Below are 26304 nucleotides of genomic sequence, written 5' to 3' on the forward strand. Positions count from 1 at the left end.
CCAGCCATGATCATCGTGAGCACCGACGGATCCTGCCTCCGCAACCCCGGCGGCGCCATCGGCTGGGCTTGGGTCAATCATCAGGGCTCCTCGCTGAGCGGCGGAGCGGCGTCCGGCACCAATCAGGTGGCGGAGCTACGTGCGGTACTGGAGGCGATTCTCGGTCATCCCGGCTCGGAACCCCTGCTGATCGAAAGCGATTCGCTCTACGCGATCAAGTGCGCGTCGGAGTGGATCTCCAGCTGGCGGCTCAACGGCTGGCGCACCTCGACCGGGGGCGCCGTGAAGAACGTCGAACTCATCCGGCAGATCGACAAGTCGATCGCCAGCAGGCCCGGCCCCGTCCGGTTCCGTTGGGTCCGTGGACATGTCGGCAACTACTTCAACGAGCAGGCCGATGCGCTTGCCGGTGAGGCGGCTCGGAAGGCTGCCGCGACAGCGGCCGTCGCCGAGGCGAACACCGCGGAGATTCCCGCGGTGACTGTGGAGGAAACGCCGGCGGCGCCGGAAGCGCCGATCGACCAGGCCGCGGGGAAGGCGGCCGCGCCGTCGGCGCCGCAGGCATTAACGCTGTTCTGATCCATCCGGAGCAAGACCGACTGCCTGAATGACCTCCGGCGGTGGTGGCTCGGCCCACCGCCGGAGGCACTTCGTTCGGCTAGTTACCCGGCTGCGGGGCAGGCGCGGGCGTCGCCGGAGCGGGCCCGCCCGGCGTGGGGGCACCGGGACCGGGAGCGCCCGGCGCACCGGGCAATCCGGTGCCCGCACCCTTGAGCATCGGCGAATCGAGCTTCTCGACCAGCCACTTGTCGCCGGACTTGGTCAGCTGCGCGATCACCACGACGAACTGCCGCTCGGGCGTCGTCTGGGTGAAGTTGGTCCGGTACTGGGTGAGCGTGACCAGCACCTTGGCTTCGGTCTTGTCCCCGGACTGGTAACCACACTGCACGTCGTCGACCCAGGACTTCACCTGCGCCTGCACCATGGCGTCCTTGAGCGCCTTGGTCGCGTCGTCGAACTCCTTGAGGAATTCGCCGCTCGCACCGGACTTCACCTTGGTGAAGTAGTCGTCGAGGTTCTTGGTGTAGTCGTAGATCGAGACGTCCTTGCCGAAACTGCAGCCGGCCGCCGTCGAATCCCGGATCGCGTCGAGCTTTTCGCCGCGGTCCTTACCTTGCAGGAAGAACACCACCACGGCGGTGATCGCGGCCACCGCGAGCACCCCGGCCACGAACGCGGCGATGATCGGCACCGAGGTGGACCGCCCCGAGGCGGCGGCGGAACTGCCCGCGGCCTTGGCCGGATCGGTCTTCGGCGCCGGCTTGCCGACCTTCTCGGTCGCTACCTTGTCGGCCGTGGACGGCTCGGAATCTGCCTTCGGCAGTTCTGTTTTCGCCGTCGCGGCGTCCTCCGCCGTGCCGCCCTCTGGCACCGTGGTGTCCTCAGCGGTCTCGGCGTCTTTGCTGGTCTCGGCGTCGTCGGTGGACATCGATACAAACCTGCACTTTCCCGGCGCGCGGGCGCACCGATCGACTGACGGGCCCGCATCTCGGGCGAACCGTACGCGTTCTCTCGGCGAGTATGCCCGGAGCCACGGTTTCGCCGCGGGACCGGGTACAACTCACCGCACCGGGGGCAGGGTCCGCTCGTTCGGATCCACACCCGGCGGCATGTGCGCGCCGTTGTTCGGCACATCGGGTCGCGGCGCGTTGGCCGCACCCCGGATTTCCGAGCCAGGCGGCGGATTCTCGCAGTAGTTCCACTTGCGAATCGTGCCGTCCTGGACGACTTCGTTGCGTAGCTGCGTCACGTTGTACGTGCAGTACGGCCGGGGCCAGATGTCGATGATCGCGTGGAACTCACCATCGTGCGCGGGCACACCCAGCGCGTCCGCGCCGAGCGCGAGCGAGGGGAACAGCGCGCGCAACGCGGGCAGGCGCAGCTGTGCGGCCTTGGTCATCGCCGCGAAGTTGGTGGCCAGGCTGGTGATCGGATCGCTGGTCTTGTCCAGCACCGCGCCGAGGCTGCTCAGCTGCCCCGGCGCCTTTTCCAGGATGCCCTGCAGCTCGGCGTTGGCGTTGTTGAACTGGGTGAACAACGCGCCGGAGTTGCGGGTCAGGGTGCCGAGATCGGGCTGGGCGTTGGACGTGGTGTTGGCGATGGTGCGCAGGTTGGCGATCAGGTTCGTGGTCTGCGGCAGCAGATTGTCGAAGCCGGCCATGGCCAGGCTGATGCCGTTCACCAGGCCGCGCAACTGATCCGGGCCGCCGCTGAGCGCGGTGTCCAGTTCGCGCAGGATGACGCCGAACTTGTCCGGATCGACCTGCGCGATGAGCGCGCTGGAGTTGTCCAGCACCGACCAGATCGGGGTCGGGGTCTTGATCCTCGCCGCGTCGTACTTGATCACCGCGCCGTCACCGAGGAACGGGGCCTGCTCGCTGGCCGGGCGGAAGTCGATGTACTGCTCGCCCGCGCCGGAGAGCGCCTGCACCGAGATCGCGGTGTCGACCGGGATCTTGTACTTGCTCTCGATCTCCGCCGCCGCGGCGATCGCCTGGCCGCGGTCGGTCAGCTTGATCGAGGTCACCTTGCCGACCCGGTAGCCGCGCAGCGTCACGTCGTTGCCCGGCTGCAGGCCGCCCGAGCGGTCCAGGTTCACCGTGACGGTGTAACTGGACTTCAGCGGATTGACCCGCATGATGCTGATCATCAGGTAGGTCGCACCGATCAGGAACACCAGCACCAGGCCGATACTCGACAGCACCAGCTTGTGCTGCCTCAGTTTCGCCATCATCGGTGACCCCCCTGCACTCGACCCTGCACGATCTGCAGGACCTGGATCAGGCTGCCCGCGAGGTCCTGGATGTCGCGCAGGTCCTGCAACCCGCCGTGTTGCGGATCGGTCAGCGCGCTGAGGTCGAGGTTGGTCGCGGTGGCGTAGACCGCGAAGCTCTTGCCGCGGAAGGTGGCATCGACCTTGGGCCGGATCACCTTCAGCCGGTCGAGCAGGATGCCGAGGTTGTCGCCGGTGTTGGCCAGCGCGTCCATCAGCTGGTGGGTGTTGTCGAGCAGGCTGCCCAGCTGCTGGCCGGAGGTGTCGGCGTAGTCGCCGAGCGCGGCGCTGGTGGTGGACACCTTGGTCAGCAGATCGCCGATGGCCCGGTTGTTCTCGGCGATCGCGCCGATCATCTGCGGCAGCGTGTCGGCCACCTGGCCGAGCTCGCCGCGGCGGGCCTCGATGGTGTTGGCCAGCGTGCTGAACTCGTTCAGCACGCCGTCGACCTTCGCGCTGTTGTCGTTCAAACTGCCGACCACGCCGGTCATCTCGGTGATCAGGTGGGACAGCTGGCCGCCGCGGCCGCCGACGATGGAGTCCAGCTCCGAGGTCAGCTTGCTGAGCGCGGCGACGCCACCGCCGTTGAACAGCATGGAGATCGAGATCAGCAGCTGCTCGACGGTCGCGCCGGCCGAGGTCTTGTCCAGGCCGAGGGTGTCGCCGTTGTGCAGCATGGCCGCGCCCGGCTCGGTCTTCGGCTTGGACACGGCGACGAACACGTCACCGAGCGGGGTGGCCTGGCGCAGCTCGGCGGTGCTTGCCGCGGGCAGCTCGATGTCCTTGCTGATGGTCAGGTCGACGACCGCCTGGAAGTTCTTGGTCTTGATGTTGGAGACCACCCCGACATCCGAGCCGCCGATCTTCACCTTGGCCTGATCCGGCAGGTTCAGCGCGTTCTCGAAAACCGCGTGGATCGTGTAGGTTTCGCCGGAAACGCCGGGCTTGGGCAGCGGCAGCTTCTCCACCGTGAGTCCGCAGCCCGAGGTGATGCCGACACCGGCCACCGCCGCGACGGCGATCAGCGCGCGGCGTGCCTTGATCGTCATTCGGTACGTCATTTCGTCAGTCCGAGCAGCGCCGCGGTCAGACCGTAGTCGGGCCCGAAGTCCTGCATTTTTCCGGTTCGGCAGCCGTCTGCCTTCATCTGGATCCGCTCGCAGAACAGGCTCACCAGCTCACCGCTGAGCGCGGTGCCGATGAGCGCGCTCAGCCGGACGTAGCCGTGCTCGCGGTTCATGATCCGGTCGACGTTCTGGAAGACCATCGGTGCGACGTCGACGATTTCGGTGATGCCGTACGCGTTGTCGCGCAACTGCTGGGTGACGTTGGTCAACCCGGCCAGGCTGCTCGCCAGCTGATCCTGATGCTGGGCGAGGGTGGTGCTGGTGTTGTTCAGGAAGTCGTTGATCTGGTTCAGCGTCGCCTCCAGGCCGGGCGCCTGATCGGCGAGCAAGCCGGTCATCTGGGTCATCCGGTTGCTGAAGTCACGCACCGACTGGTCGTTGTCGGCCAGCATCGTGGTCAGCTCGTTGAGCTTGACGATGATGTTGGAGACCGCGTCCTTGTTGTCCACGCCGACCTTCAGCGCGCCGGAGAGCGCGTTGAGCGTGTCGCGCATCTTCTCGCCGTTGCCGTTCACCATCGGGTACAGCACCCGGCCGGACAGCGGGCCGATGCCCTCGCTGCCCGGTTCCGGCTTGAGCGCGGCGGCGAACTGGTCGATGGTCTTGATCATCGTGTCGAGTTCGACCGGCGTCTTGGTCTTGGCCAGCGGCAGGTGCGCGCCGTCGGCCATGGTGTCGCCCCTGGTGTAGACGGGGGTGAGTTCGACGTGCCGGTCGGTCACGATGGACGGCGAGATGATCGCGGCCATCGCGTCTTTGGGGATCTTCACGTCGTTGTTGATCGACATGTGCACCTCGATGTAGGTGCTCTTCGGCACGATCTTGTCGACCTTGCCCACGTCGAGCCCGAGCACCGTGATCGGGTTGCCCTCGTAGATGCCGGCGATGTTCTCGAAGTCGGCGGTGATCTGCATCGTCTGGCCGAGCGCGTTGTTCACCGAACTCGGCACCAGCGAGCAGCTGCCGACGGCCAGTGCCGCGGCGCTGACCACGATCATCTTGGCGATGGCCCGTACCTTGACGGCCTTCGGGAAGGTCATCCCTGGCACCCCTCTATGACTTGGGCGAAGCACAGCCAGTTGTCCGGGAAGATCCACGGCAGTCCGACGCTGCCGTACGGTCCGTTGCCACCCCAGGAGTTGGCCAGGTAGCGCACGGTCGGCGGCATCAGCGACAGCAACCGATCGAGGTTGTCCTTGTTCTTCTGCAAGCCCTCGGACATGGTGTTGAGCTGCTCGATGGTCGGGCCGAGCTGGTTGTCGTTCTGCGCGCCGATCTCTTGGAGCTGCCTGGTCAGCGACGCGACGTTGTCGAGCAGCTGGCGCAGCAGGCCCTGGCGTTCCATCACCCGGTTGGCGATGGCCTCGCCCTGGGTGATCACCAGCAGCACGCTGTTGCGGTTGTCGCCGAGGATCTGGGTGACCCGGTTCAGATCCTTGAGCAGGCTGTCCACCTCGGCCTTGCGGGTGTCCATCACCTTGGCCAGCGCGCCGACGCTGTCCAGCGCCTGCGCCATCAGCTGCGGGGAGTCGCCCATCTGCTGGTTGATCAGGTTCAGCGACTCGGACAGCTTCTTGGTGTCGAGCGCCTCGAACTTCGGCGTGCCCTCCTGCACCACGTCGGCCAGGTTGTACGGAACCGCGGTGTTGGACACCGGGATCCGGCCGCCCTTCAGGCCGGAGCCGTCGCCGGGGTCCAGGTCGACGTAGCGGGCGCCGAGCAGCGTGGCCATCTTGATCGAGGCGCGCGCGTCCGGGCCGAGCTTGACGCCCTTGTCGATGCTCAGCGTCAGCAGCACGTGGTCGCCCTCGAGCTTGGCGCCGTCCACCCGGCCGCTGGTCACGCCGGCCACGTTGACCCGGTCGCCGACCTTGATCCCGGCGGCCTGCACGAACTCGGCCTTGACGCTCTGCTCACCGACGCCGATCAGCTTGACCAGGCCGGACGCGAGCAGCAGCACCACGATGAGCGCACCGCCGAGGATGCCGAGCCAGAAGTAGCGGTTGGCGGCGAATCTCGCCTTCAGTTTCGTCATCACGGGCGGCACACCGCCGAGTGCGAAGTGCCACCGATCTGGGAGAACAGGCCGCGGGGGAACAGCACGCCGTAGAGCGAGACGTCCAAACCGCAGAGGTAGGCGTTGGCGTAACCGCCCTCCTCGGTGTGCCTGCCCGCCGCCGAGATGATGTTCGGCAGGTCGATCGCGGCCTGATCCAGCTTGGCGCCGTTGGCGAGCAGCAGGGTCAGCGCGGCACTGGTGGAGTTCTGGGCGGCCTGCAACTTCGGCTGGATCTGACCGACCATGTCCACCAGCGAGCTGGTGGCGTTGGCGATCTGCACCGTCGAGGTCTGCAGCGACTGCCCCTGTTCGTACAACCCGCCGATCAAGGCCCGGGTCTGGGTCACCAGGGTCTCCAATTCATCACCTCGTCTGGCCAACCCCGCCATCACACCGGAGAGGTTGGAGATCACATCGGACAGGATCGCATCCCGGCGCTGGAAGTCGGTCGCCAATTGCGCGGCCTGAACGATGAACGCGCTCAACGAGACTCCGTCACCCTGCAATGCCTGGATGAACGTCTCGGACAGGCGGTTCACCTGTTCGGGCTGCAGCGCCTGGAACAACGGCTGAAAACCGTTGAGCAGGCCCGAGACGTCGAACGACGGCTCGGTCCGGTCCAGCGGGATCGACGCGTTGTTCTTCAGCTGCGCCGGGCTGGAGGACTTGCCCGGCGCCAGCGCGACATAGCGCTGGCCGATCAGGTTCTGGTAGCGGACAAGGGCTTTGGTGTCGTCGAACAGGGTCTGGTCCCGCTGCACGACGAAGGTCACCTTGGCCACTTGCTTTTTCGACTTGGCGTCGCGGTCCAGCTCGATCTTCTCGATCTTGCCGACCCGCACGCCCGCCATCCGCACGTCGTCGCCCTCGTGCAGGCCGAGCACGTCGGAGAAGGTCGCCGAGTAGGTGTTGGTATCGCCGTTCACGATGCGCGCCAAGGTGTTCCACACGACGACGGTCACCAGGATCGAAACGATCGCGAAGATACCGAACCCGATCAGCGGTTTACGAATACTCATCGGCTGACCCGGTTTTCGGCCACGTGCATGGTCCCGCCCTTCAAAATCGAGCTCAGCAGCAGATATTCGGCTGTGGTCGGCTGGCGGCCGAGCAGCTTCGCGATCGCCGCGTCACCCCGGTAGGAGATCTCGCCCGCGGCGGGGGTGCCCGCCGGTGCGGCGGCAGGCGCCGCCGGAGCCGGAGCGGGCGCCGGGGCCTGCGGTTGTCCGAGGCCGGGCAGCATCGGGAACAGCCCCTCGAGCGGAGTGCCCGCGAACGGGCGGGGCGCGCTGGGCACGAGGGCCTCGGCGGGCCGCGAGTCCGGCGTGGTGACGCCGGGGATCAGCGGCAGGCCGGGCATCGGCACCACCGGCGGCAGGCCGGCCGCCGACTCGAGCGCGCGCGGCTTCAGGTTGTCCGGCAGCGGCGGCAGCTCGTTCACCGCGGGAGCGGTGGCACAGCTGGGTCCGGCCAGGTCGTCGTAGCGCGGGCAGTCGGCCACCGTGTACGGCTTGTACGGGGTGAGCGTGATGCCCGCGTCCCAGCGCTGCTGTTGCTGCGGGCCCCAGGTGAAGGTGGAGTCCATCTTCCTGGTCATCTCGCTGAGGTTGAGGATCGTCCGGGTGATCGCGCTCGGGTCCGCGGCGACCGCGCCGAACATGTCGCTGGTGCCCGCGGTCACCTGCTTGCCCACGTCGCCGTTGCGGGCGAACAGATCGTTCACCGTGTCGACCGTGCTGCCCGTCCCGGTGATCAGCGCGACCAGCTCGCTGCGCCGGTCGGCGATGGTGCGCGCGGTCTGCACCGAGGTGCCGAGCACATCGAGCAGTTCCGGCGAGGACTCGTTCAGCGCGTGGAACGAGGCGGAGAAATCACCGAGCATCACACCGAGATTCGGGATCGCGTCGTCGACCGACTGCAACCAGCGGTCGAGCCGCTCGACGGTCGAGCCGGGCATCCGGCCGCTGCCGTCGAGCGCCTGGGACAACGTGCCGAGCACCCGGCCGAACTGCATCGGATCGATCCGGTCGAGGATGTTGCGCACCGTGGTGAGCGTGTCCTGCAGCGCGAGCGTGCCCTTGCTGCGGTCTTCCTCGATGATCGAGCCCTCGTGCAGGTATTGGTCCGCGGGGCCGTTGAAGACCAGCTCGACCGAGGTGACGGCGAACAGGTTGCTCGGCACCACCCTGGCGGTGACGTTGGCCGGCACGCCCTTGGCGAACTCCGGCTTCACCTCGATCTGCACCTTCTGCAGCTCGCCCTTGGCCGCGACCTCGACCTCCTTGACCGCGCCGACCAGCACGCCGCGGAACTTGACGTCGGCCTGCGCGGGGAGTCCGTCACCGGTGGTGGTCAGGTTGGCGGTGACGTTCACCTTGTCGACGAAGTAGCCCTTGTACCGCAGGGTCAGGAAGCCGAGCACGAGCGCGAGCACGATCAGGCCGGCCAGACCGGCCACGATCAACTGACGCATCGTGGGCCCGCGCCCACTGGGATCGATGATCATCTGGTGCTACCCCGAGATCCTGATGCCGGGGTTGATGCCCCAGATCGCCAATGTCATGAACAGGTTCGCGAAAACGACCGCGATGATGCACACCTTGATCGCGCGGCCGGCCGCGACGCCGACGCCTTCCGGACCGCCGGAGGCGAAGAAGCCGTAGTAGCACTGGATGAACGTGGTGATCGCGACGAACAGGATCGCCTTGAGCAGCGAGTAGATCACATCCGTCGGGACCAGGAATTGGTAGAAGTAGTGCTGGTAGGTGCCGCTCGCGGTGCCGCCGATCAGCTGCACGGTCAGCGAGCAGGAGATGTAGGCCATGGCCAGGCCCAGGCAGTACAGCGGGATGATGGCGACCATGGCCGCGAACATCCGGGTGCTGATCAGGTAGGGCAGCGGCCGGATCGCGATGGACTCCAGCGCGTCGATCTCCTCGGAGATGCGCATGGCGCCCAGTTGGGCGGTGAACCGGCAGCCGGCCTGCGCGGCGAACGCGATCGTGGCGAGCAGCGGGCCGAGTTCACGCGTGGTGGCGAAGGCGGAGATGGCGCCGGTGATCGGGCTGAGCCCGAGCAGGTTCAGCGAGTTGTAGCCCTGGATGCCGACGGTCATGCCGCCGAACGCGCTGAGGATGACCACGACGCCGATGGTGCCGCCGCCGACCACCAGGTTCCCGTTGCCCCAACTCACGTCGGAGAGCAGCCGCCACACTTCCTTGGGATAGTGCTTGAGCGCCAACGGAATCGAGCCGATCGAGCGCAGCAGGAAGAAGACCTGGTGGCCGAGCCGGGCGAGCAGATCGATCGGCGCGTTCGCGGTTTTGCGAAGCTGCTGGAACGGCCGCAGCAGCGGGGGAACATAAGTCGACGACACTCAGACCACCTGTGACGGGAACAGTGCGTTGTACACCTGGGTGATGACGAGATTCACGCCGAACAACATGATGGCGGAACTCACCACCGCGGAATTCACCGCGTTGGCCACGCCGCCCGGACCACCGCGCGCGTTCAATCCGTTGTCGCAGGCGATGATTGCGGCGAGCAACCCGAAAATCAGCGATTTGACCAGTGCGACAAAGAGATCGGTAGTTACCGCGAACGACGAGAACGTGCCGATGTAGGAACCCGGCGTACCGTTCTGCGCGAAAATGTTGAAGATGTAACCGGTCAGGAATCCGACGAAAACGACGAAGCCGCACAGCAGCACACTGACCAGCATCGCCGCGCCGAGCCGGGGGGCGACCAGCCTGCGCATCGGGTCGACGCCCATCACCTTCATGGCGTCGATCTCTTCCCGGATGGTGCGCGAGCCGAGGTCGGCGCACACCGCGGAGCCGACCGCGCCGGCGATCATCAGCGAGGTGACGAGGGGAGCGCCCTGCTGGATGATGCCGAGGCCGTTGGCCGCGCCGATGAACGAGGTGGCGCCGACCTGACCCGCGATCGAGCCGACCTGGATGGAGACGATGACGCCGATCGGGACGGCGACCAGCAGCGTGGGCGCGGCGGAGACGCTGGCCATGAACGCGCACTGGCGGATGAACTCGTTGAACGGGAAGCGGCGCCGGAAGATCGCGATGAACAACTCGGCGACCGCGGCGATCCCCATGGTGATCTGGCGACCGAAGGTCTCCAGCGAAGCCTTCGGATGGTCGGCCCAGTAACCCTTGGTCCAATCGACCGCATCACTCATCCGTGATCCTGTTGGAGGACTCTTGGTCGACTGCACTGGCTAACCCCTCTCGACGCCGGTTGGCTGCCCCGACGACTTGTTTGCTTGACGCACCTTACTACGTAGTAAGCCAGAACACACCACCCTCCTGTGATTGCAGTCATAGACGACGGTCACTGTGTCCTAAACGCTATGGCGGCGGCCACCACCATTGGGTCGGCGCCCAAAACGGAGGGTGGATTCTCTGGAACAAGTTACAGGTCAGCACGATGAATCGGCCGCCCAGACGCGATCATCACACTAATTTATTCGGATAGAGTTCATTCAAAATCGCATTTGTTTCCGGAACCGAACAGAACGGGCTGTACTACTGTTCGAGTACAAACTCGAAACGGGCAACGGCTATTTTGATAGCCTGTCGCTATTACGACAAATAAGAGACGAATTCGTCCTTATGTCTGAAACGGGGTCGAGGCTCGCCCGTTGTGGACACCCCGCAAGAGATGACGCGCCCGGGCCCGAATACTGACACGATGGGTGCGACAGATTGATATCGTGCGGGCTTCCGACGTCTGGAGGGACATGTTCAGCAAACTCGCCAAGGTGGCCACCGCCGCCTTCGCCGTAGCCCTCGGTGCGGCGCTACTCGGGACGGGCGCGGGGGCCGCTCAGGCCGACCCCGGCCCGCCGGTTCTGGGCGGCGGTTCCGGCATCATCATCGACAACCAATTCGAATGCACGGTCACCACGGTCGGCCACGACAACGCGGGCAGGCTCGTCGGCCTCACCGCCGGCCACTGCGGCGATCCCGGTGCCGAGGTTTTCGCTGAGGCCAACCGCGGTGCCGGCGTGATCGGCCGGTTCGTCTACTCCAACCACGATCTCGACTACGCCGTCATTCAGTTCGAGCCGGGCAAGATCATCCCGGTGAACCGGATCGGCAATGTCACGATCACCGGGCTCGGCGCTCCGGCGGCGTTCCCGAACATCGTCTGCAAGGAGGGCCGGACCACCGGCAACACCTGCGGCATCAGCTGGGGCGACGTCTTCGGGTCGAACATGGAGACCTGGAGCCAGATGTGCGTCGTGGAGGGCGATTCCGGTGCGCCGGTCGTCATCGGCACCACCCTGGTCGGCATGGTGAACGCCTACCTCGCCATGGCCTGCTTCGGCCCCGAGGTCGGCACCAACATGAGCACGATCATGGACGACATCAACGCGCGCGGCGGCGTGGGCGCAGGTTATCTGCCTATTTAGCCGTCTCACCAGACACGCGAAGTGAGCGGGCGCCCGGTCGATCGAACCGGTTGCGCCCGCTCATTTCTCGTTATGGCGTCAGTTTCTCGTGCGTTGGCGGCGTGAGCGCCGGACCGGCGACGCCGCACTGCGGCAGGCAGTCGACGCTGTCCGGACTGGCCGGGCGGCGCGGTGCGCGCAGCAGGGCGGCCGCGAGCAGCGAACCGGTGATCAGCAGGCCGACGCAGATCCACACGGCCTTGCCGAACCCGCTGTTGAACGCGACGGGATCGCCGAGGGCACCGGAGATTCCGGCCAGGCCGGGCAGCGCCGCGACGGCGAGCAGTTGCGCGGTCCGCGCCACGGCGTTGTTCACCCCGGACGCGATGCCCGCCTCGCTGGACGGCACCGCGCCGAGCACCGCGCCGGTCAGCGGGGCGACCAGTGCCGCGAGGCCGAAACCGAAGACGAGCACGCCGGGCAGTACGTCGGTGAAATAGACGGTGTCCGGCCCGATGCGCAACAGCAGAACCAATCCGCCGGCGGCGAGCAGCGGACCGATCGTCATCGGAATGCGCGGTCCGTGCATTTGCGCCCAGCGCCCGGCCGGCGCGGAGAGCACCAGCATGATCAGGGTGATCGGCACCGTCGCCACTCCCGACATCAGCGGTGAATAGCCCGCCACCAACTGCAATTCCAGCACGAGCAGGAAGAAGACGCCGCCGAGCGCCGCGTAGACCGCCAGGGTGACCAGGTTGGCCGCGGTGAACACGCGGGAGGCGAACAGCACCGGCGGCACCAGCGGATGGTCGCTGCGCAGCTCGATCACCACGAACGCGGTGAGCAGCAGCACGCCCGCGACCAGCAGCAACGGCATGGTCTCGATCAGGCCGAAGGTCAGCGCGCCGAGCGCAAGCGCGACCACCACCGCACCCGGCACGTCCAGCCGCGCCTTGGCATCCGGATCATGGCTCTCCGGCACGTGTTTCAGCGCAACGAGCACCACGACCAGGGTGAGCGGCACATTGATGAAGAAGATGGAGCGCCAGCCGGCCAGCTCGATCAGCCAGCCGCCGAGGAACGGCCCGAACGCGCCGGCCACCCCGCCGAAGCCGGACCACAGGCCGATCGCCGCGCCCTGATCGCGGCGATCGATGGAGGAGGAGATCAGCGCGAGACTGCCCGGCGTCAGCATGGCGCCGGCGACGCCCTGCAGGATGCGGGCGAAGATCAGCATCTCGATGTTCATCGCGGCACCGCACAGCACCGAGGCCAGGGCGAAACCGATGGTGCCCCAGACGAACACCTTGCGCCGGCCGAGGCGGTCGCCGAGCGAGCCGCCGAGCAGGATGAACGAGGCCAGGGTCAGCGTGTACCCGTTCAACGTCCACTGCAGCCCGGCGACGTCGGTGTCCAGGGACTCGCCGATCCGCGGCAGCGCGATGTTCACCACGGTCGCGTCGAGCGAGGCCACCGACGAACCGAGGATGGTGGCCAGCAGAATCCAGCGGCCGGTGGCCGATTTCAGCCGGGGGAGATCAGTGGTGCTCACCGGCTCAACTTAGCCGTCCGCTGTCCGGTTGCCCGGCAGTTCATCGCTGGGCGGAAAGTGTCAGCTCAGGACGGTCGGAACGGGGTGGTCAGAGCTCCTGGACGCAGACGACGAAATGGCGCTGCTCGTAGACGTATCCGGTGCCGCTGCCGCAGACGTTCACGTCATCGGCACCGTCCACCCGCTTGACCACCTTGACGCCCTTGACCGGCGAGGACCCGGTGCAGTCGATCCGCTTGGGATCGTCCCCGCCGACGTCCATGCAGCCGCCGACGACCCAGTCGATGTCCAGGCAGTACGCGCCCTGCTCGATGCCGTTGAGCGTCTCGGCGTAGTAGTTGTCGGCGTCGCCGACGCACTGGGTGCTCTTCGGCGCCTTGCCGATCACCTTGTAGTTGGCCGCGCGGCTGCCGCAGGACGCCTTGGTGATGGTGGCGTTGGAGGTGGTGCCGCCGAGCGTGACGCAATCGCCCTCGTTGGCCTGGAAGTCGGTGTTGCCGCCCTTGCTGGTCGGCGTCGGCTTGGTGGTGGTCGGCCGGCCCGACGACGGCTTCGGCGTGCTGGTGATCGAGACGGCGTTGATCGTGCCGTTGTCCACCGCGGGTTGCGCGTGACCGCTCACCGTCGAACTACAGCCGACCAGCGCGAGCGCGGGCGCCGCGACGAATGACGCAAACGCGACACGACCCCAGGTCAGTTGACCAGACACGAAACAGTCCTCCCGAGCTGTCACGCTCCGAACTCACGCCCCCGTAAGAATCCGAAGTAAACAAGATATAGCTGCGCTTGCAAATACACGCCATGCATACACCATCGAACGCGCACACGTCGACTCGACCGCGGAATCGAGGTTCCAGCAACCGATCTGAGTACAGTGGGGTTTCAGAGTTGGAGAGGAGTTGCCCGTGAAGCTGATCAGCGTGATCGTCTGCTCGGCCGCCGCGGTGCTTGCCTCTCTCGCACTGCCCGGCGTCGCCTCAGCTACCGATGTGCACTGCACCTCGGAAAACGGCACCGACATCACCATCATCGACGGCCGCACCGCCTGCCGGGCCGCGACCGACCTGCTCGGCCAGGCGAAATCGTTCGGCATCGACGGCGTCGGCTACGCGAACGCCACGGCGGGAGCCACCGCGATCGGCATCGGCGTGCGCGGCGGAGTCGGCGCCAGCGACGGCGCGGGCGGGATACCGATCGCGCTCGGCGTGGGGCAGGACGCGATCGCTCTGAGTTCCATTGACAACGAAGAGGTTTCACAGAGCCCGGGGGTGCCGATCGTCGCGATCTCGGTCGCGCTCGACGGCTCGCGCGCGAGCGCGCAGACCGCCGAACAGTCCGTGGTCTGCCTGGGCGGCGGCGCGTTCGCCTGGAACTCACGCACCGGTGACACCTGCCTGAGCACGCCTTTCGGCCGCTGGCAGACCCCGGTCCACCAGCTACCCTGAGGAACGCACCGCGATCGGTGGGCAGGAGGTGACCCCATGGTTTCGGCAATGGCGACGGGCGGCTTCGATGCCGCCGACCCGGCCGGCGGCAAGTTCGCCGCGCCCAAGGAGATGCTGGTCGACCCGCGGTTCATCCGCCTGGCCGATCAATTCTTCGGCATGTTCACCCAGCCGAATCGCGGCGGCGGCGCCCTGGCCGTCTACCTCGACGGCAAGCCCGTGGTGGACATCTGGGGCGGCTGGGCGGGCAAGGACCGGCGCTGGAACGGCGACACCGTCGCGCTGACCTTCTCCACCGGCAAGGGCGTCGCCTCGACCGTGGTGCACCGGCTCGCCGAGCGCGGCCTGATCGACTACGACGCACCGGTCGCCCGGTACTGGCCCGAATTCGCCGCGCACGGCAAGGACGAGATCACCGTGCGCGACGTGCTCGCCCATCGCGCCGGCCTGCACCGGGTGCGCGGCCTGGTCCCCGGCCGCGAGGGCATCCTCGACTACGACGCGGTGATCGAGGCGCTGGCCGACAGCCCGCCGGACCCGCGCCGCATCCGCACCTCGGGGTATCACGCGATCACCTTCGGCTGGCTGGTCGCCGAGATCGTGCAGCGGGTCACCGGCGATCCGTTCGCGGATGTGGTGCGCCGGGAGATCGCCGAACCGCTCGGCCTGGACGAGTTCTGGTTCCGGGTGCCGGAATCGGAGCGCTATCGGATCGCCAAGATCTTCCCGCACCTGAGCCCGCCGGGCATCCGCTGGAACACCGCCTCGTCGGTGCTGTCCTGGGTGCGCCCGATGCGCGGGCTGGCCGAGGCGGGCATGCCGGAGAGCTTCGACGAGCTGGTCCGCGACCCGCGGGTGCACGACGCGGTGATGCCCGGCTGGAACGGCGTCTTCTCGGCGCGCGCGCTGGCCAGGATGTATGGCGCGCTGGCCAACGGCGGACTGGTTGTCGTGCCGCGCCCCGGCGGCGCCGAGACCGTGCGGTTCCTGCGGCCGGAGACGATCGAGACGATCAACCAGGTGCAGCCCGCCGAGAGCCGCGACTACGTGCTCGGGCTGCCGCTGCGGTTCACCCTCGGATATCACCGCCCGGTGCTGATGTCCAAGCAGCAGCCGCGCAAGGCATTCGGCCACTACGGCGTCGGCGGGTCGGGCGCCTACGCCGATCCGGAACTCGGCATGTCGATCGCCTTCGTCACCAATCGGCTCGGCAACGCGGTGACCGCGCTCGGCGACGCCAGGCTGGCCCGGCTGGCGGCGACCGCGCGGAATACCGTGCGCCGGGCCAAGCCCGCGGTGGTCGTCGACGAGACGGATTCCTAGCGCATCGAACCTACTGGCCGGTGAGTTCGTATCCATAGATATGGACGTGGGCGCAGCCGAGCCGCGCGTGGGCACGGCACCGCGCGCACCGCGGCCGATCGTGCTGCACGCGCTGGCCGCGGGCATCGATTTCGACCGCTACTTCCGCTGGCGCCGGGCGCGCGAGGGCGACCCGTTCTTCGTCCGCTTCCCCGGCTTCGGCTCGGCGCTGTTCACCGGCACGGCCGTGGGGGCGCGGGAGGTGTTCCGCGCGCCGATCGACGCGCTCGAACCGCCGCGGCCCAATCCGATCGAGCCGCTGGTCGGCCCGGCCTCGCTGATCCTGGCCGCGGGCGAGCGGCATCGCCGCGATCGCGCGCTGCTCGCCCCGGCCTTCCACGGCGCGCGGATCCGGATGTACGGGGACATCATCCGGGACTCGGTGGCGCAGGAGCTGGCCGGCGCGAACGGTCAGGCGTGGCGGCCGGGCGCCCGGATAGATTCGCGCGCGGCGGCCAGGGCGATCACGCTGCGGGTGATCCTGGAGGCGGTGTTCGGCGTGGACAGCCACGAGCGACGGGCCGAATACACCGCGGCGGTCGCCGAATTCCTGACCGCGTTCTCCGGGCCGCTGATGTTGGTGCCGCTGCTGCGGCACGGACTGTGCGGGCAGGCGCCGTGGGATCGGTTCGTCGCGGCCCGCGCGCGGCTGGACCGGCTGATCCTCGACGACATCGGGTACCGGCGCACCGGTACCGGAGAGCTGGCCACCGACATCCTCGGCATGTTGCTGAGCACGAACTACGACGACGGCACCGCGATCACCGACGCCGAGCTGTGCGAGCAGCTGCGCACCCTGCTGGTGGCCGGGCACGAGACCACCGCGACCACCCTGGTCTGGGCGCTGTTCCACCTGCACCGGGAACCGTCCACGCTGGACCGGCTGCGCGCGGAGTTGCGCGCGGCCGGACCCGAGGTCAGCCCGGTCGAGCTGGCCCGGCTGCCCTACCTGGACGCGGTGTGCCAGGAGACGCTGCGCCTGCATCCCGCGGTGCCCATCGTGGTGCGCAGGCTGACCGCGCCGTACCCGCTGCGCGGCGTACCGCTCGCCGCGGGGGACACGATGGGGGTCGCGGTGCCGTTGCTGCACTCGGATCCACAGGTGTGGCCCGACCCGCGGCGGTTCCGGCCGGAGCGGTTCCTCGAGCGCAAGTACGGCCCGTTCGAGTTCGCGCCGTTCGGCGGCGGGCACCGGCGCTGCGTGGGCGCCGCGCTGGCCGACTACGAACTTCGAATCGCGTTGGCTACCATCGTGCGCCGGGTGCGGTTGCGGCTGCCCGCGCGGTACGCGCACGGCCGTGCGCCAATCTCGGTGCCGCACAACATAGCAACCGGTCCGCATCGCTCGATTCCGTTCGTCGTCGAGGGTGATTTACATCACGAAGGCGTTTGACCACGCCCGCGCACCGGCCCACCAGCGACATCGATCGACGCACCGGACTCGCCGACGTGACCGGTACCTTTCCGGAAGACGGACAACCGCCGACCGGTTATGTGACGGCTACCACACCGCACGGTCTGAACGAATCACTATGAAACGCAACTGGCTTCGGGCCGCACCGGGACGGTAGGAAGGATGAGGGTCGGGCCGTCAATACCCGTGGGGTGAGCTCTGCCTGCTCCACGCCGATGAGAGATCTCGGGTCACGCGTGCGTCCGCACGGGTGTGCTGAGAGATGGAATGGACGAGAAACCTATGCATGTCGCTTCGCACACCGGGTCGCTACCTGCCCATCGCAGGGGAGCTCAGCTAACCCGCAGGCTGCGGGCTGGCGCCCTGTTGTCCGCGACGATCGCGGCGGGCGTCCTGCTGGTCGCCCCCGCCGACGCCGAGCCGTTCCCGTTCGGCTCCGGATCGGCCGGTTCCGCACAGGACCCGGCGCCGCAGCAGCCGAATTTCGCGCCGCCGTCGATCAACATCGCCGACGGCGAGGAGGTCGGCGTCGCCCAGCCGATCATCATCAACTTCAAGGACCCGGTGCCCGATCACGGCGCCGCGGAGAAGTTCATCAAGGTCACCTCGTCGAAGGCCGCGCCGGGTCACTTCTACTGGCGCGGAGACAAGCAGGTGCGCTGGCGGCCGAACGAGTTCTGGCCGGCCAACACCGACGTGACGGTCGAGGCGGGCGGCACCCGCAGCGCCTTCCGGATCGGCGACGCGTTCGTCAGCACCGCCGACGACAACACGCACACGATCACCATCACCCGCAACGGTGAAGAGGTGAAGACGATGCCGACCTCGATGGGCAAGACCAAGCACGAGACGCCGAACGGCACCTACGTGGTCGGCGAGCAGCTGCGCAAGATGATCATGGATTCGTCCACCTACGGGGTGCCGACCACCGACCCCGAGGGCTACAAGCTCGAGGTCGAGTACGCGACCCGGATCTCCAACAGCGGCATCTTCGTGCACGCCGCGCCGTGGTCGGTCGGCCAGCAGGGCGTCTCCAACTCCAGCCACGGCTGCCTCAACGTGAGCACCGAGAACGCCAAGTGGTTCATGGAGAACTCGCGCAAGGGCGACCCGGTGGTCATCGTGAACACCAAGGGCGGCTCGATCGGCACCAGCGACGGCCTGGCCGGAGACTGGAACGACTAGCTGGTCCGCACAACTCGAGACACGTCATCTAGCCGAACATTACGATCAATTAGCTGAATTGCTGATCGTGATGTTCGGCTTCTTGATTCACTGGGCGCGTGCTCGAGAAGTTCAGCGTTCGTCCGGACAGCGTTAACCGACTGTTTGCTCCTGTCCGTAGAGTGCGCGACGTGCGAGCGAAGCCGGAACGAGTACTACCCCAACCGCGCGGACGCGGTTTGCGGAACCGGCCCTGGCAGGACTACGTCCTGTTCTTGATCCTGGTGGTACCCAATCTCGCGCTGCTGACCGTGTTCGTCTACCGGCCGTTGATCGACAACATCCGGCTGTCGTTCTTCGACTGGAACATCTCCGATCCGGTGGCCACCTTCATCGGGGTGGACAACTACACCGAGTGGTGGGGCCGGTCGGACTCCTGGGACATCGTCACCAACACCGTCGTCTTCACCCTGGCCGCGGTGGTCGGCAGCATGGTGCTCGGCCTGGCGCTGGCCCTGCTGCTGGACCGGAAGTTGTTCGGCCGCAATGTGGTCCGCTCGGCGATCTTCGCGCCGTTCGTGATCTCCGGCGCGGCCATCGGCGTGGCCTTCCAGTTCATCTTCGATCCGAGCTTCGGCCTGGTCCAGGACGTGCTGGGACGGCTGGGCGTGGACAACGTGCCGGACTTCTACCAGAACCCGCACTGGGCGCTGTTCATGGTGACGGTGACCTACATCTGGAAGAACCTCGGCTACAGCTTCGTCATCTATCTGGCCGCGCTGCAAGGGGTTCGGGCCGAGCTTATGGAGGCGGCCGAGATGGACGGCGCGAGCCGCTGGACCACCTTCACCAAGGTGCTGCTGCCGCAACTGCGGCCGACCACGTTCTTCCTGTCCATCACGGTGCTGCTGAATTCGTTGCAGGTCTTCGACATCATCAATGTGATGACCCGCGGCGGGCCGCTAGGCACCGGCACCACCACGATGGTCTACCAGGTGTACGAGGAGACCTTCCGTAACTTCCGCGCCGGGTACGGCGCGACCGTGGCCACCATCATGTTCGTGGTGCTGTTGGTGGTCACGCTGGTGCAGGTTCGCGTCATGGATCGGAATGAGCAGTGAAAAGCGCAGGCGCTGAAACGAATTCCTACCAGCGGCGCCAGCTCGGGGTGAAGCTGCTCGGCTACGCCGCGATGGTGTGCGTGCTGATCATCGTCGGCGTTCCGCTGTTCTGGATCATCATCACCTCGGTCAAGGACCGGCCGGACATCTACGTGCAGCCCGCGGTGTACTGGCCGCACAGCTTCCACCCGGAGAACTATCAGGACGCCACCACCAAGCTGCCGTTCTGGACCTTCTTCCGCAATTCGGTGATCGTCACGGCGGCCATCTCCGCGGTGAAGTTCGTGCTCGGTGTGCTCAGCGCGTACGGCCTGGTGTTCCTCCGGTTCCCCGGCAAGTCGGTGGTGTTCCTGGTGATCATCGCGGCGCTGATGGTGCCCAACCAGATCACCGTGATCTCCAACTACGCGCTGGTCGCCCAGCTCGGCTGGCGAAACACGCTGGTGGGCATCATCGTTCCGCTCTGCGGCGTGGCGTTCGGCACCTTCCTGATGCGCAACCACTTCCTGTCGCTGCCGTCGGAGGTGATCGAGGCGGCCAGGATGGACGGCGCGAACTGGTGGCGGCTGCTGGTCAAGGTGGTGCTGCCGATGTCGGGGCCGACCATGGTCGCCTTCGCGGTGGTGACGCTGGTCAACGAATGGAACGAGTACCTCTGGCCGTTCCTGATGGCCGACGGCCCCGAGGTGGCCACGCTGCCGGTGGGCCTGACCCTCCTGCAGAACACCGAGAATCCGAGCGTCACCAACTGGGGGCCGGTGATGGCGGGCACGCTGCTGACCATGCTGCCGATTCTCGTGGTGTTCCTGCTGCTGCAACGCCACATGATCAAAGGCCTCACCTCTGGTGCGGTCAAGGGTTAGATACAGGAGAAACCACGTGTCCACTAATCGATTCCCGGCGCTGTCCCGGCGCGGATTCATCGGGCTGGCCGGCGCCGTCGCCGCGGGCGCGGCGCTGACCGCGTGCGCGGGCAGCGGCGGTGGCGCCAAGCAGACCGGCGACGCCAACACCATCAACTTCTGGTCCAACCACCCCGGTAGCTCGAAGGATCAGGAAACCGAGCTGATCAAGCGCTTCCAGGAGAAGTTCCCCGAGCTCAAGGTCAACCTGATCGATGCGGGCCGCAACTACGAAGAGGTGGCGCAGAAGTTCAACGCGGCCCTCACCGGCGGCGAGCTGCCGGATGTGGTTGTGCTGTCGGATGTCTGGTGGTTCAACTACGCGCTCAACGGCACCATCGAGCCGCTGGACGGGCACTTCGGCGACGCGGGCGTGCAGCTGAACGACTATGTCGACTCGCTGGCCGCCGACTACCTGTTCAACGGCAAGCACTACGCGCTGCCGTACTCCCGCTCGACGCCGCTGTTCTACTACAACAAGGACGTCTGGGCGAAGGCAGGCCTGCCGGACCGCGGCCCGAACAGCTGGCCCGAGTTCGACGAGTGGGGCCCGAAGATCCAGGCGGTGGTCGGCGACGGCAAGCTCGCGCACGGCTGGGGCGACGCGAAGAACTACCTGGCCTGGACCTTCCAGGGGCCGAACTGGACCTTCGGCGGCGCGTACTCCGACCAGTGGAAGCTGAAGTTCACCGAGCCGGGCTCGATCGCGGCGGCGCAGTTCTTCCGGGACATGATCCACACCAAGAAGTACGCGGGCATCAAGCCGCAGATCGCCGTCGATTTCGGCACCGGCGTGATCGCCTCGACCATCGCCTCCACCGGTGACCTCAAGGGCATCAAGCAGAACGCGGAAGGCAAGTTGCAGTTCGGCACCGCGAACCTGCCGCACCCGAACGGCCCCGGCGTCACCACCGGCGGCGCCGGTCTGGCGATCCCGGCGCGGATCTCCGATCAGCGAAAGGTGAACGCGCTCAAGTTCATCGAGTTCATCACCAACGCCGCCAACACGGCGTACTTCTCCCAGGCCACCGGGTACATGCCGGTGCGCAAGTCGGCGGTCGCCGATCCGAGCGAGCAGGACTTCCTGGCGAAGAACCCGAACGCGAAGGTCGCCATCGACCAGCTGCCGCTGACCAAGTCGCAGGACTACGCCCGGGTGTTCGTGCCCGGCGGCGACCAGATCATCGGCACCGGGCTGGAGCAGATCGGGCTGCAGAACGCCGACCCGGCAACGGTGTACGCCAATGTCACCAGTCAGCTGCAGGCGATCATCGACCGGCAGATCACCCCGAAGCTGCCCAAGTAATACCCGCATCGGTGGCGGCCGCCGCGGGCGCCCGCCACCGTGAGTTCCACACGAGGAGATCGACACCCATGGCCACAGTGCAGTTCGACGGTGTGACGCACCTGTACCCCGGTGCGCCGGCACCCGCCGTCGACAGCCTGGACATCGACATCGCCGACGGGGAGTTCATCGTGCTCGTCGGCCCGTCCGGCTGCGGCAAGTCGACCAGCCTGCGCATGCTGGCCGGGCTGGAATCGGTGGAACAGGGCCGAATCCTGATCGGCGGCAAGGACGTCACCGCGCTGCCGCCGCGGGCCCGCGATGTGGCGATGGTGTTCCAGAGCTACGCGCTGTATCCGAACATGACCGTCGCGGAGAACATGGGCTTCGCGCTGCGCAATGCCGGAATGAGCAAGGCCGACACCCTGGTCCGGGTGCAGGAGGCGGCGAAGATGCTGGAGCTGGAGCAGCTGCTCGACCGCAAACCGGCGAAACTGTCCGGCGGACAACGGCAACGGGTCGCGATGGGCCGGGCGATCGTGCGCAGGCCGCAGGTGTTCTGCATGGACGAGCCGCTGTCCAACCTGGACGCGAAGCTGCGGGTGAGCACCAGGTCGCAGATCGCGGCGCTGCAGAAGCGGCTCGGCACCACCACGGTGTACGTCACCCACGACCAGGTGGAGGCGATGACCATGGGCGACCGGGTCGCCGTGCTGCTCGACGGCAAGTTGCAGCAGATCGCCGCGCCCCGTGAGCTTTACGACAATCCGGTGAACACCTTCGTCGCCGCGTTCATCGGCTCGCCGGGGATGAACCTGCTGGAGGCGCCGGTGCGCGACGGGGCGGCGGTGCTCGACGATCTGCGTATCCCGTTGCCGCGCACGGCGGATGCCGGCGATCGGGTGATCGTCGGCATCCGGCCGGAATCGTGGGAGGTGACCACCGAGGACGGTGCGCTCACCGTCGCCGCGGAACTGCTCGAGGAGCTGGGCTCGGAGTCGTTCGTCTACAGCCATGGCGTCGCAGCGGACTGGAACAGTCGCTCCGGCAAGGTAGTCGCCCGGGTGGACCGACGGTTCCAGATCGCTCTGGGTGATCAGCTACGCCTGCGGCCCAAGCTCGACGACGTGTTCTTCTTCGACGCGGCGACCGAGGAACGCCTGCGCTGAGCCGTCCCTCGGTCCGCGCGTCTACCAGATCTTGACCCGCTCGGCCGGGTCCAGATACAGCGCGTCGCCCGGCTTCACCTCGAAGGCCTCGTGGAAGCTGTCGATGTTGCGCACCACCGCGTTGCACCGGAATTCGGGCGGCGAGTGCGGGTCGACGGTGAGCCGGCGGATGGCCTCCTCGGTGCGCGCCTTGGTCCGCCAGACCTGGGCCCAGCCGTAGAAGACACGTTGCAGGCCGGTGAGTCCGTCGATCACCGCGGGCTCCCGGCCGGCCAAGGAGATTTTGTAGGCCTGCAGTGCGATGGACAGCCCGCCCAGGTCGCCGATGTTCTCGCCGATGGTGAACTCGCCGTTGACCGTATGCTCGTCGGGCAGTGCCTTCGGCGAGAGCACGTTGTACTGGTCGATCAATGCCTTTGTGCGCTTACCGAATTCGGTGCGGTCGTCGTCGGTCCACCAGTCGACCATGTTGCCGTCGCCGTCGTACTTGGCGCCCTGGTCGTCGAAGCCGTGGCCGATCTCGTGGCCGATCACCGCGCCGATGCCGCCGTAGTTGGCGGCGTCGTCGGCGTTCATGTCGAAGAACGGCGGCTGCAGAATCGCGGCGGGGAAGACGATTTCGTTCATGCCGGGGTTGTAGTAGGCGTTCACCGTCTGCGGCGTCATGAACCATTCGTCCCGGTCCACCGGGCCGCCGAGCTTGTTCAGGTCGCGGTCGTGGTCGGCGGCGTAGCCGTTGCGGTAGTTGCCGACCAGGTCGGCCGGGTCGATCCGGACGTCGGAGTAGTCGCGCCACTTGTCCGGGTAGCCGATCTTCGGGGTGAACTTCTCCAGTTTGGCCAGCGCGGCCGCCCTGGTGTCCGGGCCCATCCAATCCAGCTCGGCGATGTTGCGCCGGTAGGCCTCCTGGAGGTTCTCCACCAGCTCCACCATCCTGGCCTTGGCATCCGGCGGAAAGTGTTCGGCCACATACAGTTTGCCGACGGCCTCGCCGAGCAGATCCTGCACCAGCGAGACGCCGCGCTTCCAGCGCTCGCGGATCTCCTCGGCGCCGGTGAGCGTGTGCCCGTAGAAGGCGAAGTTCTCCGCGATCAGGTCGTCGGTGAGATACGGTGCGCGCGCACGCAATACCCGCCAGGCCGCCCAGGCCTGCCAGTCGGCCAGGGATTCCTCGGTCCACACCCGGGCGAAGGTGTCCAGGTAATCCGGCTGCCGGACAACGACTTCGGCGAGCACCTCGGGACCGGACGCGGAGACGTTCTCGGCCAGGGCGGAAGCCCAGGCCGCCCAGTCGAACTCGGGATGCGCGGCGACCAGCTCGGCGAACGTGGTCAGGTTGTAGCTCAGTTCGGCGTCGCGGCGGCGCACCACGTCCCAGTGGCCTGCGGCCAGCTTGCGCTCCAGCTCGAACACCCGCTGCCCGACGGTGTCCAGGTCCTGCGGCAGCAGGTCGGCGATCCGCGGGTCGGCCGCGGCGAGGGCGAACATGCGGCCGATGTGCGCGATGTATTCGGCCCGGATCTCGGCGGATTCGTCCTGCCGGTAGTACGACTCGTCGGGCAGGCCGAGGCCGGACTGGGTGGCGTGCACCAGGTAGCGGGTGGAGTCCTTGTCGTCGGTGTCCACGTAGAAGTTGACCGCGCCGCCGACGCCGGTGCGCTGCAGCCTGCCCAGCAGGGCGGCGAACGCGCTGCGGTCGGCGATCCGGTGGATCGCGGCGAGCTCCGCCGAGATCGGGGCCAGGCCGGCCGCCGCGACGGTCTCGGTGTCCATGAAGTTGGTGAACAGGTCGCCGATCTTGCGGGCGTCGCTGCCCGGCTCGGCGGCCTGGGCGGAGGCCCGTTCGATGATCACCTGGACGTCGCGTTCGGCCTGGTCGTAGAGCGTGCGGAAGGCGCCGTCCACCGCGCGGTCGGCCGGTATCTCGTAGTCGTCCAGCCATTTGCCGTTGACATGCGCGAACAGGTCGTCCTGCACCCGTACGGCCTGGTCAAGGTAGGACAGATCAATACCGGAGGGACTGTTCAGCTCGGAAGTCACGTTGTCCAGTATGCCGACGCGCGCAGAATTCGGCCCCCGGCCGCGGGCAGCCGGGGGCAACGGTCATGGATTTGGCAGTGTGCCGGTCAGACGGTGAGCGCGACGCGATCGAACTCGCCGTCGCGGGCGCCGGACAGGAAGGCGTCCCACTCCTGCGGGGTATAGCCGAGAACGGTGCTGCCGTGGCGCAGCGTGGTGTGCCCGTCGGCGGTGGTGTGCGCGATCAGCGCGCCGGGCGTCTGCCCGGACGCGCACACGCTGTCGAGGAACGTGGTCCACTCGCCCGCCGTGACGGTGATGATGGGTTCATCGGTGGGGTGATTGGCTGGATTGCGGCGGTACTTGCTGTCGCGTATGAGCACCGCGTCACCATCGAAGCGAACCTCGACACATTGATTGCCGTTGTTCGATCGAGTCGACCGGAACCAGTCGGTGCGAACCGACGGGGAAGTAGCGGTGGTGGCCATGGGCCGGATTTTACACTCGCGCATACGTTCTGATCAGGGTCGATGATGCGACACGGTCCAGTGACTGCTCCTGCGCGCGCACGTAGGCGAAGCTCAGATCGCGGACCAGTTCCGGGTCGTCGACCGCCCCGCCGAACACCGCGCTCTCCGCCCAGCCGAAGGTCGGGAGCTGCTGGCCGGCGAAATCGATCAGGTGAAAACTGGACCCGCCGAGCACCGCGCCCGCGGTCGCGGTGAACGGGATGACCCGCACCGCGACGGTGTCCAGCTCCTCGATCAGCTCGGCCAAATGGGTCAACTGCGCGCGCAGCACCTCCGGGCCGCCGGTCTGCTGCAACAGCGTGCCTTCGCCGATCACGGCGGTCAGCTCGACCGGTTCCGGACCGCGCAACCGTTCCTGCCTGCGCATGCGGATCGCGACCAGCTGGTCGACCTGCACCGGGCGGATCATCACGTCGGAACTGATCAGCGCGCGGGCGTAGTCCTCGGTCTGCAGCAGGCCGGGCACCACGAGGCTGTCGTAGCTGCGGATGCTCTGCGCGCCGTACTCCATGCCGTAGAGACGCTGCAATTCCGGGCCGATCAGCGCGGACGACTTGGTCCACCAGCCGCGCTGCTTGCTGGCCTCGAGCAGGGCGAGCAGCTCCGCGCGTTCCTCGGCCTCCACCTCGAGCAGCGCGAGCACCGGGCCGATGGTGTTGCCGGTGAGCACCCGCCGGCCCTTCTCCACGTGCGACCAGTTGGCCGGGGTGAAGCCGACCCGCTCGGCGAAACCCGCCGAGTCGAAGCCGCGCTGTTCGCGCAGCTCACGCAGCCGCAACACCAGTTCCCAGCGGGCAACGGTAGGCGAGACGGGTGCCATGACTGGCGATCGTACGCGCGGGATCGACTCACCGGCGTGTGACTATTGTCAACCCAGATGCGCGGCATTAGGGTCGGGGCTCAGCGGTCGAT

The 26304-nt window shown here is 67.1% G+C and carries 24 protein-coding genes; 10 read left to right on the forward strand and 14 right to left on the reverse strand.

Going from position 1 to position 26304, the window contains the following annotated elements; genetic code table 11:
- Nucleotides 1–6: 6 nt before the first annotated feature.
- On the forward strand, nucleotides 7–579 hold the full coding sequence (locus ACFQ9K_RS13305; protein WP_378722339.1) for a ribonuclease H: 573 nt from the start codon (nucleotides 7–9) through the stop codon (nucleotides 577–579).
- Between the two features lie 79 nt (nucleotides 580–658).
- Here ACFQ9K_RS13305 and ACFQ9K_RS13310 read toward each other — a convergent pair whose 3' ends face one another.
- From ACFQ9K_RS13310 to ACFQ9K_RS13350, 9 genes are all read right to left on the reverse strand, one after another.
- The gene (locus ACFQ9K_RS13310; RefSeq protein ID WP_378722340.1) at nucleotides 659–1489 is read right to left on the reverse strand and encodes a hypothetical protein; all 831 of its coding nucleotides are present in this window, start codon (nucleotides 1487–1489) and stop codon (nucleotides 659–661) included.
- A 132-nt stretch (nucleotides 1490–1621) separates the two neighbouring features.
- A complete protein-coding gene (locus ACFQ9K_RS13315) occupies nucleotides 1622–2794 on the reverse strand; it encodes an MlaD family protein (protein ID WP_378722341.1) in 1173 nt (390 codons plus the stop codon).
- A complete protein-coding gene (locus ACFQ9K_RS13320) occupies nucleotides 2791–3882 on the reverse strand; it encodes an MCE family protein (RefSeq protein WP_378722342.1) in 1092 nt (363 codons plus the stop codon). Before ACFQ9K_RS13320 ends, ACFQ9K_RS13315 begins: the two co-directional genes overlap by 4 nt.
- 8 nt (nucleotides 3883–3890) lie before the next feature.
- Nucleotides 3891–5000: an MCE family protein gene (locus tag ACFQ9K_RS13325; protein ID WP_378722344.1), complete on the reverse strand. Its 1110-nt coding sequence runs from the start codon at nucleotides 4998–5000 to the stop codon at nucleotides 3891–3893.
- Nucleotides 4997–5995 carry an MCE family protein gene (locus ACFQ9K_RS13330; protein ID WP_378722345.1) on the reverse strand — a complete coding sequence of 333 codons (999 nt, stop codon included), beginning with the start codon at nucleotides 5993–5995 and terminating at the stop codon, nucleotides 4997–4999. The genes ACFQ9K_RS13325 and ACFQ9K_RS13330 overlap by 4 nt, the downstream gene beginning before the upstream one ends.
- Nucleotides 5995–7038, reverse strand: coding sequence for an MCE family protein (locus tag ACFQ9K_RS13335; protein WP_378722347.1), 1044 nt, complete (start codon nucleotides 7036–7038; stop codon nucleotides 5995–5997). The genes ACFQ9K_RS13330 and ACFQ9K_RS13335 overlap by 1 nt, the downstream gene beginning before the upstream one ends.
- Nucleotides 7035–8525: an MlaD family protein gene (locus ACFQ9K_RS13340; protein WP_378722348.1), complete on the reverse strand. Its 1491-nt coding sequence runs from the start codon at nucleotides 8523–8525 to the stop codon at nucleotides 7035–7037. Before ACFQ9K_RS13340 ends, ACFQ9K_RS13335 begins: the two co-directional genes overlap by 4 nt.
- A 6-nt stretch (nucleotides 8526–8531) precedes the next feature.
- Nucleotides 8532–9395: an ABC transporter permease gene (locus ACFQ9K_RS13345; protein WP_150400427.1), complete on the reverse strand. Its 864-nt coding sequence runs from the start codon at nucleotides 9393–9395 to the stop codon at nucleotides 8532–8534.
- Nucleotides 9396–10214 (reverse strand): MlaE family ABC transporter permease, encoded by an 819-nt coding sequence (locus tag ACFQ9K_RS13350; RefSeq protein ID WP_378722349.1) that lies wholly within the window; start codon nucleotides 10212–10214, stop codon nucleotides 9396–9398.
- Nucleotides 10215–10775: 561 nt separating this feature from the next.
- On the opposite strand from ACFQ9K_RS13350, the gene ACFQ9K_RS13355 reads away from it, so the two are divergent.
- Entirely contained in the window at nucleotides 10776–11450 is a 675-nt protein-coding gene (locus tag ACFQ9K_RS13355) for a S1 family peptidase (protein WP_378722350.1), read from the forward strand.
- A 70-nt stretch (nucleotides 11451–11520) separates the two neighbouring features.
- Here ACFQ9K_RS13355 and ACFQ9K_RS13360 read toward each other — a convergent pair whose 3' ends face one another.
- Together ACFQ9K_RS13360 and ACFQ9K_RS13365 are read right to left on the reverse strand one after the other, a co-directional pair.
- Nucleotides 11521–12981 (reverse strand): MFS transporter, encoded by a 1461-nt coding sequence (locus tag ACFQ9K_RS13360; protein WP_378722351.1) that lies wholly within the window; start codon nucleotides 12979–12981, stop codon nucleotides 11521–11523.
- An 88-nt stretch (nucleotides 12982–13069) separates the two neighbouring features.
- Nucleotides 13070–13690 carry a hypothetical protein gene (locus ACFQ9K_RS13365; protein ID WP_378722352.1) on the reverse strand — a complete coding sequence of 207 codons (621 nt, stop codon included), beginning with the start codon at nucleotides 13688–13690 and terminating at the stop codon, nucleotides 13070–13072.
- A gap of 196 nt (nucleotides 13691–13886) precedes the next feature.
- Between ACFQ9K_RS13365 and ACFQ9K_RS13370 the strand changes: the two genes are divergently transcribed.
- The 8 genes from ACFQ9K_RS13370 (at nucleotide 13887) to ACFQ9K_RS13405 (ending at nucleotide 22843) form a co-directional block, all read left to right on the forward strand.
- Nucleotides 13887–14426: a DUF6764 family protein gene (locus ACFQ9K_RS13370; RefSeq protein WP_378722353.1), complete on the forward strand. Its 540-nt coding sequence runs from the start codon at nucleotides 13887–13889 to the stop codon at nucleotides 14424–14426.
- A gap of 48 nt (nucleotides 14427–14474) precedes the next feature.
- The gene (locus tag ACFQ9K_RS13375) at nucleotides 14475–15749 is read left to right on the forward strand and encodes a serine hydrolase domain-containing protein (protein ID WP_378722359.1); all 1275 of its coding nucleotides are present in this window, start codon (nucleotides 14475–14477) and stop codon (nucleotides 15747–15749) included.
- Between the two features lie 40 nt (nucleotides 15750–15789).
- Nucleotides 15790–17181 carry a cytochrome P450 gene (locus ACFQ9K_RS13380; RefSeq protein ID WP_378722354.1) on the forward strand — a complete coding sequence of 464 codons (1392 nt, stop codon included), beginning with the start codon at nucleotides 15790–15792 and terminating at the stop codon, nucleotides 17179–17181.
- 303 nt (nucleotides 17182–17484) lie between these two features.
- The gene (locus ACFQ9K_RS13385; protein ID WP_378722355.1) at nucleotides 17485–18387 is read left to right on the forward strand and encodes a L,D-transpeptidase; all 903 of its coding nucleotides are present in this window, start codon (nucleotides 17485–17487) and stop codon (nucleotides 18385–18387) included.
- A 170-nt stretch (nucleotides 18388–18557) separates the two neighbouring features.
- Nucleotides 18558–19487: a carbohydrate ABC transporter permease gene (locus ACFQ9K_RS13390; RefSeq protein ID WP_378722356.1), complete on the forward strand. Its 930-nt coding sequence runs from the start codon at nucleotides 18558–18560 to the stop codon at nucleotides 19485–19487.
- A 71-nt stretch (nucleotides 19488–19558) separates the two neighbouring features.
- Complete coding sequence (locus ACFQ9K_RS13395; RefSeq protein WP_378722360.1) at nucleotides 19559–20350, forward strand: carbohydrate ABC transporter permease; 792 nt, start codon at nucleotides 19559–19561, stop codon at nucleotides 20348–20350.
- Nucleotides 20351–20366: 16 nt separating this feature from the next.
- Complete coding sequence (locus tag ACFQ9K_RS13400) at nucleotides 20367–21695, forward strand: ABC transporter substrate-binding protein (RefSeq protein WP_378722358.1); 1329 nt, start codon at nucleotides 20367–20369, stop codon at nucleotides 21693–21695.
- A gap of 68 nt (nucleotides 21696–21763) precedes the next feature.
- Complete coding sequence (locus ACFQ9K_RS13405) at nucleotides 21764–22843, forward strand: ABC transporter ATP-binding protein (protein ID WP_378716977.1); 1080 nt, start codon at nucleotides 21764–21766, stop codon at nucleotides 22841–22843.
- A 21-nt stretch (nucleotides 22844–22864) separates the two neighbouring features.
- Here ACFQ9K_RS13405 and ACFQ9K_RS13410 read toward each other — a convergent pair whose 3' ends face one another.
- From ACFQ9K_RS13410 to ACFQ9K_RS13420, 3 genes are all read right to left on the reverse strand, one after another.
- Nucleotides 22865–24883, reverse strand: coding sequence for a M13 family metallopeptidase (locus tag ACFQ9K_RS13410; RefSeq protein WP_378716970.1), 2019 nt, complete (start codon nucleotides 24881–24883; stop codon nucleotides 22865–22867).
- Nucleotides 24884–24969: 86 nt separating this feature from the next.
- Nucleotides 24970–25350 (reverse strand): DUF397 domain-containing protein, encoded by a 381-nt coding sequence (locus ACFQ9K_RS13415; protein ID WP_378716969.1) that lies wholly within the window; start codon nucleotides 25348–25350, stop codon nucleotides 24970–24972.
- A gap of 10 nt (nucleotides 25351–25360) precedes the next feature.
- The gene (locus tag ACFQ9K_RS13420; protein ID WP_378716967.1) at nucleotides 25361–26212 is read right to left on the reverse strand and encodes a helix-turn-helix domain-containing protein; all 852 of its coding nucleotides are present in this window, start codon (nucleotides 26210–26212) and stop codon (nucleotides 25361–25363) included.
- Nucleotides 26213–26304 lie beyond the last annotated feature (92 nt).

The sequence above is a fragment of the Nocardia sp. NPDC056564 genome, assembly GCF_042793755.1.
In the GTDB taxonomy this organism is placed as follows: Bacteria; Actinomycetota; Actinomycetes; order Mycobacteriales; family Mycobacteriaceae; genus Nocardia.